Below are 17,458 nucleotides of genomic sequence, written 5' to 3' on the forward strand. Positions count from 1 at the left end.
GACCCCCGAGCCGGACTCGACCCCGGCGTCCATGTCGGTGACCAGGGCGATCGCCGAGTAGCACATCCGCAGCTCCCGGGCGAGCGCCGCCTCGGGGGCGCCGGTCATGTTGATCAGGCTCCAGCCCTGGGCGCCGTAGTGGCGCGACTCGGCCCGCGTGGAGAACCGCGGCCCCTCGATCACGACCATGGTCCCGCCGACCTTCACCTCCGGGTCCGCGCCCGCGACCGCCAGCGACACCCGCGGGCAGTACGGGTCGGCGAAGGGCAGGTGCACGGCCCCGGTCTCGACGTAGCTGGAGATCCGGCGGTGCGTGCGGTCCACGAGCTGGTCGGGGACGACCACGTCACCCGGCGCGACCTCGGTGCACAGGCCGCCGACCGCGCACGGAGCGAGCACCTGGCCCACGCCCAGCGAGCGCAGCGCCCACAGGTTCGCCCGGTAGTTGATCCCGTGCGGAGGGTGCTCGTGGCGCTTCCCGTGCCGCGGCAGGAACGCCACCCGGCGGCCCGCGACGGTGCCGAGGGAGACCGGCGCCGACGGGGCGCCGTACGGCGTCTCGACGACGATCTCCTCGGCGTCGCCGCCGGTCTGGGTGAGGAAGGAGTAGAAGCCGGTGCCGCCGATGACGGCGACGTCGGCCTGGGGAGCGTTCATGTCCGACCTGTTGCCCAGGACGGACCTCCCCCATCCCTTCCGTCTCAGACACCGCCGCGGCGAGCCGACTGGTCCGCCCTCTACGCTGCTCGGGTTCGTACCAACACTCTGGAGCCACCCATCCCCTACCGGAACCCGCTGCCCACCAGACGGGCCGACCTGGTCCTCGACGGGAGCCTCGACCTGGGCGCGCACGACCACCTGCTCGCCGTCGTCTCGGACCTCTCTGTGGTCCTCGGACAGATCACGGTGGACCTCTCCGGCGTCACCTTCATGGACTGCGCCGGGATCACCGCGTTGCTCGGCGCCCACCAGATCGCCGCCACGGCCGGCAGCCGTCTCGACATCATCGCGGTGAGCCGCGCAGCTTGGCGGATGATCGTGGTGGCCCAAGGCATCCGGCCATACCCGCGCGATGCTCTTCGCCTGCCCGCGAGTACCACCATGGCTGAGCGGGACTGACACCTTCGGTCCAGCTCCGTATCAGGCTTCTTCGGGAGTGGCGAGATTCGCTGGCAGGTCGGGCGGAATCCGTTCAGGCCGGCCTCCGCGGGACGCGGTCGGTCCTCGCGGTGAAGCCGGACGATGGCGAGCGCAACGTCGTCGTCAGGCGTCTCGGGCAGCAGGCGGATGAGAAGCTCGTCGGCCATCTCCTCCAACCTCGTTCCGGCGCCGACCAGCTCAGCCAGATCCGCACCAAGAGCGGCTATGCCTTCGTCCAACAGCTGGCCACGTCGCTCACGAGTCCGTCGTTCACGCTCTGATGACCCCAGCGCGGACACACCACCCCACGATCGCGAGGCCCCGACCGGGACCCGGCTCGGGCGGACGACGAGGCCTCAGCGATCCAGGAGTAGTGCTAGACCGGCAATCCGACCTCCAGGCGGTACCGAACCACTTTCGACCCAGCTCCCCGACGTGCACTGATAGAGGTGACCCCATGGACGCCGCTCGGCGGCCCGCCCGGCTCCTGCTCGGAGCCCTCGTGGTGGTCGCTGCCGCTGCCGTCCTGGTGCTGCTCGGCTCGGCGAGTGCGTCCGCGTCGCCTTCCTCGCATGGCGGCCCTGATCCCGAGCCGCGCCCGGTCCTCGGCCAGCTGGTCGAGGGCGTCGGCGGTGTCGTGGGTGGGGTCGTGGAGGACACCGTCACCGGGGCCGAGGAGTTGCTGGACCCGTCCACCCGGCCGACGCCCGAGCCGACCCCCGAGCCCGAGCCCGCCCCTGAGCCCGCTCCAGCACCCGAACCGGCACCCGAACCGGCCGCCGATCCGCCGACCCCCGACCCCGCGCCCGAGCCGCCTCCGGTCGATCCGCCCACCGGGACCCCGGCCGAGCAGCCGACCGACCCCCAGCCGGCCGCCGAGCGACCCGCTGCGCCGGCTCCGGCGGCGGTCCCCGACCGCGACGTCCGGCACCCGGCGACCGAGCCGCCTGCTCCGGCTCCGGAGCCCGAGCGCGCCGACGCCCGCGACCTCGCCTCACCCGCCGGCAGCGACGACCCGGACGACACCGGCATCACGCACACCGAGGGCGTGCTGAGCGTCGTACCCGTCGCGGGCGACCTGCGCGGCACCCTGCTGCCCGACGATTCCTGGGACGGCGGTCGCACCGCGATCCTCGACATCCGCCACGACTCCCAGCACCACCTGCGCCCCGACACCTCGCCTGGCTGACCGGTCCGATCGTCCGCATCCCTGCAGACGAACGACCTCCACCAGACGAAAGGCAACAACTCTCATGAACATCTGGATCAAGCGTTCCCTGGCCACCGTGGCCGTGACCGGCGGCATCGTGATCGCCGGCTCCGCCACGGCCCACGCCGACGAGCAGCACGACTCCTCGTCGAATCAGAGCGACTCGTCGCTCTCCAGCCCGCTGGAGATCGGCGGCCTGAGCCTCGGCTCGACCTCCGAGACCTCCTCCTCGTCGTCCTCGACGAGCAGCAGCTCCGACGGCGAGGAGTCCACGAAGCACCACGAGAGCTCCGAGGAGCACTCGAAGAACGGTGGCGGCATCGACATTGACCCGTCGCGGATCGACCTCGGCGGCGCCCTCTCCAACAGCAGCTCGTCGCACGACGAGTCCCGTGGAGGCGACCACGGCAGCGACGAGTCCTCGTCGCAGTCCGAGTCGAAGGGCTCCGCCTCCGCGCCGATCGAGCTCGGTGGCGTCAAGATCCACCAGCACCAGTCCGGGGAGTCGAGGGACCAGTCCTCGAGCAGCTCGCAGGACGGCGACCGCTCGCACCAGGAGAGCGAGTCGAACCACGACTCGTCCAGCTCCGAGAGCGGTCTCGACACCGGTGGCATCACGCTCGACCCGCAGGCCGCCTTCGGCAACGCCCAGGAGCAGTCCGACTCGTCGCTCGGTGGCGAGGACGGCGTTGACGAGAGCAGCAGCAGCTCGTCCACCCAGGGCGCGGCGGCCGCGCCGATCATCATCGAGGGCGTGACCGGCTGGTTCACCGCGGACAGCACCTCCACCCAGGAGGACGCCTCACAGAGCAGCGACGGCGACGAGTCCACCTCGTCCTCGCACGCCTCCACCGACCACCAGAGCACCAGCGGTGAGTACGGCGGCGGCGGTCTGGCGATCGACCCGCACGGGCAGTTCTCGCAGCACCAGTCCGAGAACAGCTCCTCGCTCGGTGACGAGGACGGGATCGAGGAGTCCGACTCCGCGTCGAGCAGCGCGCTGACCGGCGGCGCGCCGTACGCCTTCGACGGGTTCTTCGGCACCTTCGGGACCACCCAGGACTCGACGTCGACCGACACCACCACGGCGACGGACGGCGACACGTCCACCTCGAGCACCGAGAGCGACGCCTCGCACGACGACACCACGGTGTCCGGGCACACCGGCGAGGCGACGGGTGACCCGACGTTCGGCCTGCTGAACGAGCAGTCCGGCTCCACGTCGAGCACCGGTGACCAGGACGAGTCGTCCAGCCACAGCACCACCGAGGGCGGCTACGACGCGCCCTTCGCGTACGACGGCTTCGGTGGCCTGGTCGAGCAGGGCTCGGCCGACCACCACGCCACGTCCGACGAGGTGCGCGACGGCGACGAGGTCACGACCGACGAGCAGTCCTCGCACACCGAGGACCACAACGGTCAGGACTTCTCCTTCGACGGCTTCTCCGGCCACCCGGAGGGCTCGTTCTCGACCGAGGACCTGAAGGACCTGTTCTCGAACGACCGCTGACACCCGCACCACCCACGAGGGCCCCGGCCCCGCCACCCGGCGGGACCGGGGCCCTTCGGGCTTGAAGGGAGCGGGGCCAACTCGCTGAACATCGTCACTCTGTCGGTCCGGTCGATGCTCAAAGTCCGTCCGCGACTAGTGCGCACCGGGTCCGCGACGGCTTGTTGCGAACTGTTGAATTCCCAACACACATGCCTCGCTCTCGTGCCAGTCCTACGTCGCCTCTTGCCTGGCCCGAAGGTCCTCAGACGTGGTGGAGTTTGGCTCGTCAGACGTCCCTTGTGGCTCGTTCCGACTCATCCCTCGGATGCCCGAACAGGCATCTTCCGCCCGGGTCAGAATCACGGACACACTGCCGCGCTCGCGGCGCTTCGGAGGCGTTCATGAGTCCGCAAACGGTCCGCAAGACACCCGCTGAAGTCCGTCCACAACCATCGTCCATCGCTATTCGAAAATCTTGTCCGCCCAGGTCAGAGGCTATTTCCGTCAATCTTCGGTCAACACCGTTGACGGCTAGTTACTCGGAGACCAAGAAGGGCTGACGCCCTCCTCCGCTCCACCGCCTCGACGCCGCCGGCCCTCGGACCGGCGGCGTCGAGCGCGTTCGGGGTGCCGCTCAGGCCCCCGTGGCGGCGTATCCGACGGGGAGGTCCGGACTCGGGGCGAGCCGGAAGCTCGGGTAGCCGTTCTCGATCTCCTGGGCGAGACGCTTCCGGTAGCGCGGAGCACCGCCGAGATAGACCATGACGCGCGGCTTGTCCTCGCGGTCGAGGTTGATGTTGTGGCCGTTGAACCAGGACTTGGAGTGGGCGAGCAGCAGCAGGCTGTTGATCTCGCGGACGTGCTGGACCCACTCGACCTCGGCCTCGCGGCGCGCCTCGAAGCGGCCGATGCCGTTGCGCTCGATCTGACGGGCGGTCTCGGTCATCCAGTTCACGACGTCCTCGATCCCGCGGGGGAAGTTGGCCGTCGCGGCGCCCGACTGCGGGCCGACCAGGATGAAGAGGTTCGGGAAGCCGGACACCTGGACCCCGATGCAGGTCTCCGGCCCGTCCTTCCACTGCTCCTTGAGCCGGACCCCGTCGACCCCGACGAACTCGATCCGGTCGAAGGCGCCGGTGACCGCGTCGAAGCCGGTGGCGTAGACGATGACGTCCGCCTCGAGGTCCCGCGTCCCACCCTCCTCCAGCAGCAGCCGGATCCCGCTCGGGGTGACCTCGTCGATCGGGTTGGCCATGATGTCCACGAGCTCGACGTTCGGCCGGTTGAAGACCTCGTAGAAGCCCGACTCCCCCGCGACCCGCTTGTTGCCGAAGCCGTGGTCCTTCGGGATGAGGATGTCGGCGACCGCCGGGTCCTGCACGCGCTCCCGGATCTTGCCGGCCACGAACTCCGACAGCTCCCGGTTGGGCTCGACCTCCATCATCGTGTCGCGGTAGTTGCCCATCGACATCGCGGCCCCCTGGCCGTTCGCGTAGAGGTCCTCCCAGTGCGCCCAGCGCTCCTCGCGGGTGACGTCGGTCGACAGCGTACGGTCGGGACGGTGGATGAAGCCGGCGGGCGTCTCGCGGCACCACGCGAAGATCTCGTCGTACGACGTCCGCAGCCGAGCCATCTCGTCGTCGGTGATCGGTCCGTTGCCGAGCGGCGCCGTCCAGTTGGCGTCCCGCTGCAGGACGGTCAGCTGCGCGACCTTGTCGGCGATGTCGGTGATCACCTGGACACCGCTCGCGCCGGTCCCGATGACGATCACCCGCTTGCCGGTCACGTCGAGCCCCTCCGGCCAGTCGAAGGTGTGCGTCTCCACGCCCCCGAAGCTGCCGACGCCCGCGACCCGCGGGTAGGTCGGGACCGAGAGCAGGCCCATCGCGCCGAGCACGAAGCGCGTGCGGATCTCGGTCCCGTCGGCGAGCTGCACCCGCCAGAACCAGCCGTCCTCGACCCACTCGGCGCGCACGACCCGCGCGTCGAAGGTGATGTGACGCTCCAGGTCGAAGCGCTCGGCGACGTGCTGGAGGTAGGACAGCGTCTCGCCCTGGGCGGCGAAGCGCTCCTTCCAGGTCCACTCGTCGAGGAGCTCCCGGGAGAAGGAGTACTGGTAGGTGTACGACTCCGAGTCGAACCGGCAGCCCGGGTAGCGGTTGTTGAACCAGGTGCCTCCGAGACCGGCGTTGGCGTCGACCACCCGCACCGAGGCTCCGATCTCCAGCAGCTGGTGGAGCTGGTAGAGCCCGCACACCCCGGCGCCGATGATCAGGTAGTCGATCTCCGGGCCCTCGGACGGGATCGGGTCGGTGCTGCCCATGTCGTTCTCCTAATTAATCAAGCGCTTGCTCTACTTTTGCCAGCGTACGTCACCGAGACGCCGCCGTCGAGCCGATCAGAGGCCGAGGATCTCGGCGTACCGCCTCATGTCGCGCTCGTAGTGGTCGTCGCCGATCCGGGGCGACACGACGACCTCGTCGATGCCGAGCCGCAGGGCCTCCTCGATGTAGGCCCGGTCGTCCTCCCAGTCCTGCTCGGTCGCGCCCTTGCTGCGGCGCCCCACCTTCAGCGAGAGCTCGTCCATGCTGCGCCCTGCGGCGGCCATCATCGGCTCGAGCCGGCCGATGAAGACCTTGATGTCCTCGTGGGTCCGGCTGTAGCCGGCCCAGCCGTCGCCGAACGCGACGATCCGCTCCAGGCTGGCGCGGCTGTTGCCGCCGACGATGATCGGCAGCCGGGCCTGCGCGGGCTTCGGGAAGCAGTAGAGCGGCTCGAAGTCGACGAACTCACCGCGGTACTCGCTGATCTCGCCCTCGGACCACAGCACGCGCATCGCGGCGAGGTAGTCGTTCATCCGCTCGCCACGGCGCTCGAAGGGGACGTCGAGGGCGCCGTACTCCTCCTCGGACCAGCCGACGCCGACGCCGAACTCGAAGCGACCGCCGCTGAGCTGGTCGACGCTGGCGACCTGGCGGGCGGTCACGATCGGGTTGCGCTGCGGGACCACGAAGACGTACGTCCCGATCCGCAGCGTCGTCGTCGAGGCGGCGATCGCCCCCGCGAGCACGAGCGGGTCGTGCACGCCCAGGGTCTTGTGGACCTCCTGGGCCCCGCCCGACTCGTAGGGATACTGCGAGCGGTACTCCGGGAAGAACACGACATGTTCGGGGAGCCAGACGCTGCGGTAGCCGATCTCCTCGATCAGCTGCGCGGCCTCGGCCGACCAGCTGCCGCTGCGTCGACCGACGCCGGGGAAGAGCTCGCTGATGCCGAGCTTCATGCCGTCGCTCCTTCCGTGTCGTGGGCGCCCGCCGCGTCGGCGAGCTGCTCCTTCAGGACGTGCTTCATCACCTTCAGCCCCGAGTTGCGGGGCAGCTGGTCGACGAAGAAGACGTGGACGGGCTTCTTGTAGCCGGCCAGCTGCCCCCGGGCGAAGGTCCGTACGGCGTCCTCGTCCAGCGTCGCGCCCGGCGCGACGACGACGGCCGCCGAGACCGCCTCGCCCCACCGGTCGTCGGGGAGCCCGAAGACCGCCGCCTCGCTGATCTCGTCCATGAGCAGCAGCACGCGCTCGACCTCGGCGGGGTAGACGTTCGCGCCGCCGCTGATGATCAGGTCCTGGGCGCGACCGGTGAGGTAGTAGTAGCCGGCCTCGTCGCGGTAGCCGAGGTCGCCGGTGAAGTACTCGTCGCCCCGCAGCGCGTGGGCGGTCTTCTCGGGCTGGCCGTGGTAGCCGGAGAACATCGTGTCCGCCGAGATGACCAACTCCCCCACCTCGCCGACCGGGAGGGTCGCGCCGGCGGCGTCGGCCACGCGCATCGACGACGTGGGCAGCGGCCGGCCGACCGACTCGAAGATGTCGCGAGCGGCGCCCTGGCCGCGCCAGTCACTGCGGTTGGTGATGGTGATCGGGCCGACGACCTCGGTCATGCCGTAGGTCTCGACCAGTCGGTCGCCGATCAGGTCGACCAGGTCCGAGGCCAGCTCGGGCGGCAGCGGCCCGCCGGAGTGCAGCACCGACTGCAGCGAGTCCAGCGCGGCCGGGTGCTCGCGCAGGGCCGCCATCAGACCGGGGATCAGCGGGGTCAGGCCGAGGGTGAAGGTCGAGCGGTGCTCGGCCATGTGCCGGCCCCACTCGTCCGGGGTCGCGCCGGGGATGAAGGAGACCGTCCCCCCGGTGTAGAAGTGCGGGAAGATCACGCCCCACAGCCCCGAGACGAACGACCAGCCGCCCGGGAAGGCCGCGTGCCCCTGGAGGGGCAGCCGGTAGGCGAACGGCACCAGCTTGATGCAGTTGACCACCGCGCGGTGGCTGACCAGGACGCCCTTGGGAAAGCCGGTGGTGCCGCTCGTGTAGCCGATCAGCGCGGTCGCCTCGACGTCCGCCTCGATCGGCAGCGGCGAGGAGTCCGCGGCGTCCAGCGCGGCGTCGAAGGACTCCGCTCCCGCCGGCGGCGCGTCGTCGATCGCGAGCCAGGCCCGCAGCGCCCCGGCGCCGGTCAGCTGGGCCGCCACCGGGGAGGCGCCGTCGGTGTGCACCAGGCCGGCGGCGCCGGAGTCGGTCAGGACGTAGTCGACCTCGGCGGCCGTCAGCCGGTCGTTCACGTGCACGGCCGTGTAGCCGCCGAGCGCGAGGCCGACGTACACCTCGAGCGACTCGACGCGGTTGCCGAGCATCGCGGCGACCGACGAGCCGGCGGGCAGCCCGCGGTCGCGCAGGGCGTGCGCCAACCGCCAGCCGCGGTCGATCACCTCGGCGAAGGTGCGCTCACGCCCCAGCGAGGCGATCGCGACGTTGTCGGGGAACCGGCGACCCGCCTTGGCGAAGAGGTCTCCGAGGGTCTCGCTCATGCGTGCTCCTTGAGGTCGAACAACCGAACCGCGTTGCCAGCAAGGAAGAGCCCGAGCTCCTCGTCCGAGAGGACCGCCGCGGCGCCGGCGTACGGCGCTGCGAGGTCTCGGACCATGCTGATCCACTGCACCAACTCGTCACCCGCGGGGTCGTGACGCGGACCGCGGATGATGTCGGAGCCGAAGACGAGACGGTGCGCGCCCACCTGGTCGCGCATCCGCCGTACCCGGCGCCGGAACTCGTCGTAGTCCTGGAGGGCGACGCGCTGCCACAGCGACAGCTCCAGGTAGGCGTGCTGCCACCCGGTCGCGCAGTCGACCGCCTCCGACCACCAGCCCTCCAGGCCCGCGTGGGCGTAGACCACGCGCAGCCCGGGGTACGTCGCCGTCAGCGCCGCCACCTCCGCGGGCCGGCACCGGATCACCTGCAGCGGGTCGCCGCCCAGCGGGCTGGTGTGCACCACCGCCGGGAGGTCGCGGGCGAGCAGCTCCTCGAACAGCCACGCGTGGGCGGGGTCGCGCAGGTCCCAGCCCGCCGCCGGGTAGAGCTTCAGCCCCCGGCAGTGCGGATGGGCGACCGCGGCCTCGAACAGCGCACGGGCGTCGGGGTGGCGGGGGTCCAGCCCGGCGCAGAAGTACAGCCGGTCCTGGTGCTTGGTGGACAGCTCCTCGTAGCGGGCGTTCAGCTCCGCGATCGGGAGGTGGGTGCCGGTGGGCCGCCCGACGATCGTCCAGTCGACGACCGGCACCAGGCCGGCCGCGACCCCCGCCCGGTCGAACGCGGCGATCGTGAGCGCGGCGTCGGGGTCGCTCTGGCCGACCGCGACGTGGCCGAACACCTCGTTCGGGCAGCGCTCCGGCAGCCGGCGGCCCGCGCCCTGGCGGGCCCAGGCCTGGCGCAGGCCCTCGGGGAGCCAGCTCGCGTCCCACACGTGCATGTGGGCGTCGATCACCAGCTCGTCGGCCCTCACGGCGCCGCCAGCACGTGCACGCTCGAGGCCGCCGTCAGCCAGTCGACGACCCCGCCGCCGATCTGCACGAGCCCGGTCCGCGGCCCGTCGAGCTGAAGGTCACCGGCCTCGCCGCGCAGCTGGGCGACGACGTCGTGCACCTGGGCCAGCCCGCTCGCCCCGAGCGCGTGCCCGCGCCCGACCAGGCCCCCGGAGCGGTTCACCGGCATGGCGCCTCCGGCCTCGGTGACGCCCTCCATCGCCCAGCGCTGCTCGTCCCCGGGCGCGCAGAGGCCGGTGTCGGTCCAGGCCATCAGCTCGTAGGCCACGGACGCGTCGTGGACCTCGGCGAGGTCCATGTCCTCGGGTCCCAGCCCCGCCTGCTCGTACGCCGCCTGCGCGCTGGCCGCGACCGCGTTCGGGGCGTCGGGCTGGTCGCGGGGCGGCCGGGTGGCCATCCGGGAGGCGAGGATCCGCACCGAGCGACCCGACGCGACCGCGTCCGGGCGGCTGGTGACGACGGCCGCCGCGGCACCGTCGCTGATCGGGGAGCTCATCAGCACGGTCAGCGGGTCGACGACGACCCGGGCGTTGAGGACGTCCTCGGGGCTGCCGCCGAACCGGCGGTGCGCGAACGGGTTGAGCCGGGCCGCCTCGAGCGACCGGGACGTGACCCGCGCCAGACCCTCCATGGTCACGCCGCGCTCGTCGAAGAGCTTCCCGGCCAGCCGCGCCTGGCGGTCGACGAACGGGCTGCGCTCCTCGCCGGCCCCGTCTCCCGTGGCGAAGCGCTCCTCGACGTCCATGCCGGCGGCGTACGCGCTGAAGGTGCGCTGCCGGTCCTCGTGGTTGGTCTTCTCGACCCCGAGCGCCAGCACCGTCTCGTGCAGGCCGGAGGCGACCATCAGCCAGGCCAGGTGCAGGGCGTTGCCGCCGGAGGCGCAGGCGTTCTCGACGTTGTGGATCGGGATGCCGGCCAGGCCGAGCGGGTAGCCCACGACCTCACCGCGGATGCACTCCTGGCCGGTGATCAGGCCGGCGAGGGCGTTGGAGAAGACCATCGCCTGGACCTCGCCGACCCCGATGCCGGCGTCGGCCAGGGCCGCGTCGACCGCCACCCGTCCGAGGTCCTTCATCGATCGGTCGAGGAACTTGCCAAAGGGGCTCATCCCGACGCCGCTGACGACGACGTTGCTGTTCACACGCTGCTCCTGACTGGGCGGGACATCACGGCATCACCGGCGGGCTGGGCCAGGCGGCGCTGACGCCGCCGTCGACGACGAGGCTCTGGCCGGTCACGTAGCCCGCGTCGTCGCTGACCAGGAAGGCGACCGCACCGGCGACCTCCTCCGGGCGCCCCTCACGACCCATCGGGACGACGGCACCCCGCGCCGCGCCCCCCTCGCCGAACTCGCGGCGGACCAGCGCCGAGTCGATGTTGCCCAGCACCACGGCGTTGGACCGGATCCCCCGGGCGGCGTAGCGGACCGCGACGTGGCGCATCACGGCGAGCTGGGCGGCCTTGGTCGCCTCGTAGGACAGCGACCGGCGGCTGCTCGCCAGGCCGGCCGTCGAGCCGACGAAGACCACGCTGCCGGCCTGCTGCTCCAGCATCGGGGTCAGCGCGGCCTGCGCGGTGAGCCAGTGGGAGCGGACGTTCACCGCGTCGGCCAGCGCCCAGTCCTCCAGGGACTGCACCTTCAGCGGCTCGCGGCCGGAGATCCCCACGTTGCAGACCACGATGTCGAGGCGGCCGCCGTACGCCACGGTGGCCTCGACGGCGCGGCGGCACGAGTCGGGGTCGGCGGCGTCCACCTCGACGGCCAGGCCCTCGCCGCCGGTCGCCCGGAGGTGGTCGACCGTGGCCTGCGCGCGCTCGGGGACCTTGTCCCCCACCACGACCAGGGCCCCTTCGGCGGCCAGCCGCAGCGCGATGGCGCGGCCGTTGCCCATCGGCAGCTCGTCGCCGGGGCGCGCCGGTCCGTCGCTGCCGCCGCCGAGGACGTAGGCCACCCGGCCCGAGAGTCGTGTCACGGCCGGCTCCTCAGTAGCTCCGCGGCAGGCCGAGCACCTGCTGCGCGATGAAGTTGAGGGACATCTCCTGACTGATCGGCGCCAGCCGCATGATCCGGGCCTCGCGCCAGTAGCGCTCGACGTGGTACTCGGTGGCGTAGCCGAGGCCGCCGTGGGCCTGGACGGCGCGGTCGGCGGCGTCGTAGCCGGCCTCGGCGGCGAGGTACTTCGCGATGTTGGCCTCGGCACCGCAGGACAGCCCGGCGTCGTAGCGCTGGGCGGCGACGAGGGTCAGCTCCCAGGCCGCTTCGAGTCGGGCGTAGGCGTCGGCGAGCGGGTGGCTGATCGCCTGATTGCTGCCGATCGGGCGGTCGAAGACGCGCCGCACCTTGGCGTAGTCGGTGGCCCGGCGCAGCGCGGCCTGGCCGATGCCGGTGGCCTCGGCGGCGATGAGGATCCGCTCGGGGTTGAGGCCGGCGAGGATGTGCTTGAAGCCCTGGCCCTCCTCGCCCACCAGCCGCCAGCCCTCGACGGGCAGGTCGTCGTAGAAGGTCTCGCAGGTGGCGACCGCGTTGCGGCCCGCCTTGGCGATCGGCCGGATGTCGACGTGGTCGGGGTCGAGGTCGATGAGGAACAGGCTCAGCCCGTCGAAGCGGCGGCGCTCGTCGTCGGTCGGCGCCGGCGAGGTGCGGGCCAGCATCAGGGCCATCGAGGACTCGATCGCCTTGCTCGTCCAGATCTTCTGGCCCGAGATCCGCCAGCCGTCGCCGTCGCGGACCGCCTTGGTCTTGATCCGTGAGGTGTCGGTCCCGGCGTCGGGCTCGGTGACGGCGAAGGCGACGTGCAGCTCCCCCGCCGCCGCCGGCGGCAGGAAGGTGTCCTTGAGCCGCTCGTTGCCGTACTTGATGACCGGCTGGAGGCCGAAGACGTTCATGTGCAGGGCGGTGCAGCCGTTCATCGCCGCGCCGGACGCGGCGACCTCGCGCAGCAGGATCGCCGCCTCGGTGACGCCCCGCCCGCCCCCGCCGTACTGCTCCGGGATGGCGAGGCCGACCCAGCCCTCGTCCGCCATCACCTGGAAGAACTCCCAAGGGAAGCGGTGCTCGGTGTCGCACGCCGACCAGTAGGCGTCGTCGAACTCGGCCAGTCGGGCGCGGATCGCCTTGGCGATCAGCTCGTGGTCCGGGTCGCGCAGCTCAGGCATGGGCGGGTCGTCCTCCGGGTCGGTGCGGCGAGTGCAGCAGGTCACACTGTAAAGCAAGTGCTTGATTAGATGTCAAGCGCTTGCTTGCTTGACTTGTCGGCAGTACGCCGGGGCGAACCGCTCAGCGGTCGATGCCGTAGACGTCGAACGCGTGCCGGGTGTCGCAGTACTCGCGCACCTCGGCGATCCGCAGCCCCCGGTCGGTGCCCTCGACGCGGAGCACGAAGGCGTAGCGGTTCTGGTAGGTCCGCCCGGAGCGGTGCACCCCGTGCCCGACCACCTCGGCGACGACCAGGCCGCTGCCGGGGTCGTCGTCCACGACCACCCGGTGGGCGGCCAGGCGGAGGCCGTCCGGGTAGGTCTCGCGCAGCCGCCCGATCCGGACGGCGCGGTCGACGACCGGCACCCGACCCACGACGACCAGCTCGGCGTCGAGGTCGACCGGCGCCTCCGGACCGGCGGTCCGGAGGCGGCCGCCGTCGGCCCACCAGGTGGCGTCCGGCGTGCACAGCCCCAGGAGCCGCGCGCCGTCGGCGTCGGTGAGGCAGGCGAGGAAGCGATCGACGATCCCGTGGAGCCCGGTCCCCGGCGAGCGGTACGACGGCGCCCGGGGCTCGGCCCGCGAGCGGCGGTCGAGGTGGCGACCGTCGAACACCGCGGCGCTGTGCGCGGTGTCGAGGTACTCGCGCAGCCCGGTGGCCAGGCCGTCGCACACCTGGACGACGAAGCAGTAGCGGTTGCGGTAGGGCCGCTCCCCCAGGAAGAGCCCGTCCCCCTCGACCTCCAGCACCGCCACGTCGCCCCCGGCGAAGGCGCGCCGCACGTGTTGGCGCACCCCGCCCGGGAACCGCTCCGGGACCGAGGCGAGCAGGTCGCACTTGGCCTGCGCGTCCATCAGCCCGTGCAGCGGCCAAGGGCGGTCCGGGCCGGGGTCGACCGCCTGGTCGCCGGCCGCACGGTCCAGCCCGGTGTCGACCCACCAGGTCCCACCCGGGGCGAACCAGCGACGTACGCCGTCGGCGTCGTTGGCGTCCAGCGCGGCCAGCAGGCCGCGCCCGACCGCCAGCGTCCCGGGCGTCGTAGCGGCGTCGGTCACCTCAGGCCCGGGTGGCGTCCGAGAGGAGCGCGACCAGGACGGCCATCTCCTCCTGGAACGTCAGCATCACCTGGGCCTGGTCGACGTCGTTGATGTCGTCCCAGTGGTCGCGGAGGTCCTCCGGCGTCAGGGTCCGCGAGAAGAAGCCCGGGGTCTGGGCCACCAGCACGCGGGCCACCCGGCCGCCGCCGACGTTGTAGACCTCGCCGCTGGCCCCGCACTCCTGGGAGGAGAGCCACAGGACCAGCGGCGAGACGAGCGCGGGGTCGACGCTGTCGGCCAGGTCGCCGAGCAGGTCCTCGGTCATCCGGGTCCGCGCCCCGGGCTCGATGGCGTTGACCTGGATGCCGCTGCGGGCGCCCTCGATGGCCAGGGTCTTGGTGACGCCGACGATGCCGGCCTTCGCCGCGGCGTAGTTGGTCTGCCCGAAGTTGCCGAAGATCCCCGCCGCCGAGGTCGTGTTCACGACCCGTCCGTAGCCCTGCTCCAAGAAGACCGGCCAGGCCGCCTTGGTCATCCAGATGGTGCCGCCGAGGTGGACCCGCAGGACCGGCTCCACCTCCTCGGGCGTCAGCTTGGCCATCGAGCGGTCCCGGAGGATGCCGGCGTTGTTGACCAGGACGTCGAGACGTCCGTAGGTGCCGGTCGCGAGCTCGACGATCGTCGTCGCACCCTCGAGGGTGCTCACGTCGGTGGCATCGGCGATCGCCGTGCCGCCGGCGGCCCGGATCTCCTCGACCACCTGCTCGGCGGGCGTGGCCCCGCCACCCTCGCCGTCCAGCGAGCCGCCGACGTCGTTCACGATCACCTGGGCGCCCCGGGCGCCGAGCAGCAGGGCGTGCTCGCGCCCCAGGCCGCGGCCGGCTCCGGTGACGACGGCGACGCGGCCGTCCAACCTGATCTCGCTCATGGTTCTCCTGTCTCGGATGGGTGAGGGAAGCGCTGATCAATGCGGGCGGCGCCGGACGCCGCCTCGGCGGCGTTGCCGACACGCCGAAAGACGCGCGGTATGACGTCGCGTCGGCGCCTTGCCAGCCCACCACCGAGACGACGCCGACATCCACCCCCATTGATCAGCGCTTCCCTAGCCGAAGAGGGCCGACATGACCTCGGAGCGCCCGCGGACCAGGTCCGGGGTGCCCTCGGACACGATCTGGCCGCGCTGCATGACGTAGACGTGGTCGCTCACCGCCAGGGCGAGCTCGGCGTTCTGCTCGACGAGCAGGATCGTGGCGCCGGCCTCGTGCAGCGTGGTGATGGTCTGGAAGAGCACGTCGACGATGCTCGGCGCGAGCCCCATCGACGGCTCGTCGAGGAGGAGTACGTCGGGCTTGGTCATCAGCGCCCGCCCCACGGCCAGCATCTGCTGCTCGCCGCCGCTCATCGAGGCGGCGTACTGGTCGCGCCGCTCGGCCAGGCGTGGGAACAGGTCGAAGACGCGCTCGAGCTGCTCGCGCAGCTCGGCCTTGCTGCTCCTCCCCGAGTACGCCGACAGCTCCAGGTTCTCGACCACGGTCAGGGGCGGCGCGACGCGACGTCCCTCCGCGACCAGCGCGACCCCGGATCGGACCACGCGGTGGCAGGCCCAGCCGGTGATGTCCCGGCCGGCGACCGTGACCGTCCCGCTCGCCGGCTTGTGCAGCCCGGCGATCGAGTTCAGCGTCGTGGTCTTGCCGGCCCCGTTGGAGCCGATCAGCGCGACGAGGGTGCCCGCGGCGACCTCCAGGTCGACGTCACGCGCCGCCTGGACCGCGCCGTGCGCGGCGCAGAGTCGCGATACGCGCAGCATCGGATCGCTTGCCAAAGTAGGCCTCCTTCACGTCGTCCTGTTCCAGGCACCAGGTGGGCTCGCCCTGGGCGAGCACGGCGCCGGAGTTCATCACCGAGACGGATTCGCAGAACTCCTCGACGAGCCGCATGTTGTGCTCGATGAGGATGAGGGTGAGCCCGAGGTCGCGCAGCTCGCGCAGGAGCAGGCCGACCGCCTCGGACTCGACGTCGTTCATGCCGGCCGTCGGCTCGTCGAGCAGCAGCACCCGCGGGTTGGTGGCCAGCGCCCGCGCGATCTCGACTCGCCGCTGGTCGCCGTACGAGAGGGTCTCGGCCAGGGTCCCGTGGTCGGCGCGCACGCCGACCTTCTCGAGGAGCTCGGCGGCCCGGTCGCGCATCTCGCGCCGCTCGCGGCGCTCGGCCGGGCTGAGCAGGATGGCGCCGAGGATCGTGGAGCTGCGCTGCAGATAGGCGCCGGCGATCACGGTCTCGAGCACGGTCATGCCCGGGAAGAGCCGGATGTTCTGGTAGGTCCGGGCGACCCCGCGGCGGGCGATCTGGAACGGCTTCATCCGGGTGACGTCCTCGCCGAAGACGTCGATCCGGCCGGCGTCGGCGGACACGAACCCGCTCACCATGTTGAGCACGGTCGTCTTGCCGGCGCCGTTGGGGCCGAGGATCCCGTGGATGCGTCGTTCGGGCACGCTGATCGTCACGTCGTCGACGGCGGCCAGGCCGCCGAAGGTCTTGGTCAGGTGGGAGATGTCGACCGCCACGGGGGCGGTCTGCACGCCTCGGGACTCCGAGTCGGTCGCGGTCACGACGACGCCTCCGCCCCGGCCGGTGCGCCCGCGGGCGTCACGTCCTCTCGTCGGTCACCTGGTCGCCGTCGGGTCCGGTCGCGCAGCAGCCGCAGCCGCCGTACGTCGACCAGGCCGCGCGGCATGTAGATGATGATCAGCACCAGGGCGACGCCGGTGACGACGCGGTCGTACTCGCCCATCGGCTCGCGCAGCAGCTCCGGCAGGATCGTGAAGGCGATCGCCCCGACGATCGGGCCGGCCCAGTGGAAGGCACCGCCGAGGACCACCGCGGCCAGGGTCACGAAGCCGAGGTGGGTGTAGAAGGTGTCCGGCCCGATGTACTGCAGGAAGCTGGACTGGAAGACGCCGGCCGCGCCACCCAGCGCGCCGGAGAGGATGAAGCCGACGAACTGGATCTGCCGCGGCGAGATGGCCAGGGTCTGGGCGACCGCCGGGTCCTCGCGCACCGCGTCGGCCGCCAGGCCGAAGCGGGAGCCGGCGAGGCGCGACATCACGTAGCCCGCGACCACCAGGGTGCCGATCAGCCAGACCCAGGTGCCGAGGTCTCCGGGGACCAGGGTGCCGGAGGCGCCGCCGGTGTACTCGGTGAGGTTGAGGACCAGCACCCGGCCGATGAGCACCATCGCGATGGTCGCCATGGCCAGGTAGTGGCTGTCGAGGCGGATGATCAGCCCCGCGGTGGCCGCGCCGAGGGCCGCGCCGAGGGCGACGCCGAGCAGCAGACCGAGGGCCGGCGAGAGGCCGATCGCCCCGGCGAGGTAGCCGAAGGTGAACGCGCTGACGGCGCCGAAGAAGACGGGGGCGAGGCTCAGCACCCCGGTCCACAGGGACGCGTAGATGGCGAGCGCGAACAGGGCGTTGACCCCGGCGAACTGCAGGGTGGTCAACCAGGCGGTGGTGCTCAC

General features: G+C 71.8%; 17 protein-coding genes. 4 read left to right on the forward strand and 13 right to left on the reverse strand.

Going from position 1 to position 17,458, the window contains the following annotated elements:
* Positions 1-657, reverse strand: a 657-nt coding sequence (locus BLT76_RS24160; RefSeq protein ID WP_090860969.1) for an S-methyl-5'-thioadenosine phosphorylase, incomplete at its 3' end; no start/stop codon positions are given.
* A gap of 159 nt (positions 658-816) precedes the next feature.
* Between BLT76_RS24160 and BLT76_RS26030 the strand changes: the two genes are divergently transcribed.
* The 4 genes from BLT76_RS26030 (at position 817) to BLT76_RS24180 (ending at position 3,860) form a co-directional block, all read left to right on the forward strand.
* Positions 817-1,119: an STAS domain-containing protein gene (locus BLT76_RS26030; RefSeq protein ID WP_257024158.1), complete on the forward strand. Its 303-nt coding sequence runs from the start codon at positions 817-819 to the stop codon at positions 1,117-1,119.
* 110 nt (positions 1,120-1,229) lie between these two features.
* Complete coding sequence (locus tag BLT76_RS24170) at positions 1,230-1,421, forward strand: hypothetical protein (RefSeq protein WP_090860882.1); 192 nt, start codon at positions 1,230-1,232, stop codon at positions 1,419-1,421.
* Between the two features lie 176 nt (positions 1,422-1,597).
* Complete coding sequence (locus tag BLT76_RS26240; RefSeq protein WP_090860883.1) at positions 1,598-2,329, forward strand: hypothetical protein; 732 nt, start codon at positions 1,598-1,600, stop codon at positions 2,327-2,329.
* Positions 2,330-2,393: 64 nt separating this feature from the next.
* Positions 2,394-3,860, forward strand: a complete 1,467-nt coding sequence (locus BLT76_RS24180) for a hypothetical protein (protein WP_090860884.1) — start codon at positions 2,394-2,396, stop codon at positions 3,858-3,860.
* A 616-nt stretch (positions 3,861-4,476) separates the two neighbouring features.
* Here BLT76_RS24180 and BLT76_RS24185 read toward each other — a convergent pair.
* The 12 genes from BLT76_RS24185 to BLT76_RS24240 form a co-directional block, all read right to left on the reverse strand.
* Positions 4,477-6,165 carry a flavin-containing monooxygenase gene (locus BLT76_RS24185; protein ID WP_090860885.1) on the reverse strand — a complete coding sequence of 563 codons (1,689 nt, stop codon included), beginning with the start codon at positions 6,163-6,165 and terminating at the stop codon, positions 4,477-4,479.
* A 75-nt stretch (positions 6,166-6,240) separates the two neighbouring features.
* The gene (locus tag BLT76_RS24190; protein ID WP_090860886.1) at positions 6,241-7,125 is read right to left on the reverse strand and encodes an LLM class F420-dependent oxidoreductase; all 885 of its coding nucleotides are present in this window, start codon (positions 7,123-7,125) and stop codon (positions 6,241-6,243) included.
* Positions 7,122-8,696 (reverse strand): class I adenylate-forming enzyme family protein, encoded by a 1,575-nt coding sequence (locus tag BLT76_RS24195; RefSeq protein ID WP_090860887.1) that lies wholly within the window; start codon positions 8,694-8,696, stop codon positions 7,122-7,124. The genes BLT76_RS24190 and BLT76_RS24195 overlap by 4 nt, the downstream gene beginning before the upstream one ends.
* Positions 8,693-9,667, reverse strand: coding sequence for an amidohydrolase family protein (locus BLT76_RS24200; RefSeq protein ID WP_090860888.1), 975 nt, complete (start codon positions 9,665-9,667; stop codon positions 8,693-8,695). The genes BLT76_RS24195 and BLT76_RS24200 overlap by 4 nt, the downstream gene beginning before the upstream one ends.
* A complete protein-coding gene (locus BLT76_RS24205) occupies positions 9,664-10,848 on the reverse strand; it encodes a thiolase family protein (RefSeq protein ID WP_090860889.1) in 1,185 nt (394 codons plus the stop codon). Before BLT76_RS24205 ends, BLT76_RS24200 begins: the two co-directional genes overlap by 4 nt.
* 25 nt (positions 10,849-10,873) lie before the next feature.
* A complete protein-coding gene (locus BLT76_RS24210; RefSeq protein ID WP_139175852.1) occupies positions 10,874-11,680 on the reverse strand; it encodes an SDR family NAD(P)-dependent oxidoreductase in 807 nt (268 codons plus the stop codon).
* A gap of 10 nt (positions 11,681-11,690) precedes the next feature.
* Positions 11,691-12,863 (reverse strand): acyl-CoA dehydrogenase family protein, encoded by a 1,173-nt coding sequence (locus tag BLT76_RS24215; protein ID WP_090860891.1) that lies wholly within the window; start codon positions 12,861-12,863, stop codon positions 11,691-11,693.
* A gap of 121 nt (positions 12,864-12,984) precedes the next feature.
* Positions 12,985-13,959 (reverse strand): nuclear transport factor 2 family protein, encoded by a 975-nt coding sequence (locus BLT76_RS24220; protein WP_090860892.1) that lies wholly within the window; start codon positions 13,957-13,959, stop codon positions 12,985-12,987.
* A 1-nt stretch (position 13,960) separates the two neighbouring features.
* Positions 13,961-14,869: an SDR family NAD(P)-dependent oxidoreductase gene (locus BLT76_RS24225; RefSeq protein WP_090860893.1), complete on the reverse strand. Its 909-nt coding sequence runs from the start codon at positions 14,867-14,869 to the stop codon at positions 13,961-13,963.
* Positions 14,870-15,043: 174 nt separating this feature from the next.
* Positions 15,044-15,748: an ABC transporter ATP-binding protein gene (locus tag BLT76_RS24230; protein ID WP_090860894.1), complete on the reverse strand. Its 705-nt coding sequence runs from the start codon at positions 15,746-15,748 to the stop codon at positions 15,044-15,046.
* Positions 15,693-16,550, reverse strand: coding sequence for an ABC transporter ATP-binding protein (locus BLT76_RS24235; RefSeq protein WP_090860895.1), 858 nt, complete (start codon positions 16,548-16,550; stop codon positions 15,693-15,695). The genes BLT76_RS24230 and BLT76_RS24235 overlap by 56 nt, the downstream gene beginning before the upstream one ends.
* On the reverse strand, positions 16,547-17,458 hold the full coding sequence (locus tag BLT76_RS24240) for a branched-chain amino acid ABC transporter permease (protein ID WP_170867243.1): 912 nt from the start codon (positions 17,456-17,458) through the stop codon (positions 16,547-16,549). The genes BLT76_RS24235 and BLT76_RS24240 overlap by 4 nt, the downstream gene beginning before the upstream one ends.

The organism is Nocardioides lianchengensis (assembly GCF_900101465.1).
Taxonomy (GTDB): Bacteria; Actinomycetota; Actinomycetes; order Propionibacteriales; family Nocardioidaceae; genus Nocardioides; species Nocardioides lianchengensis.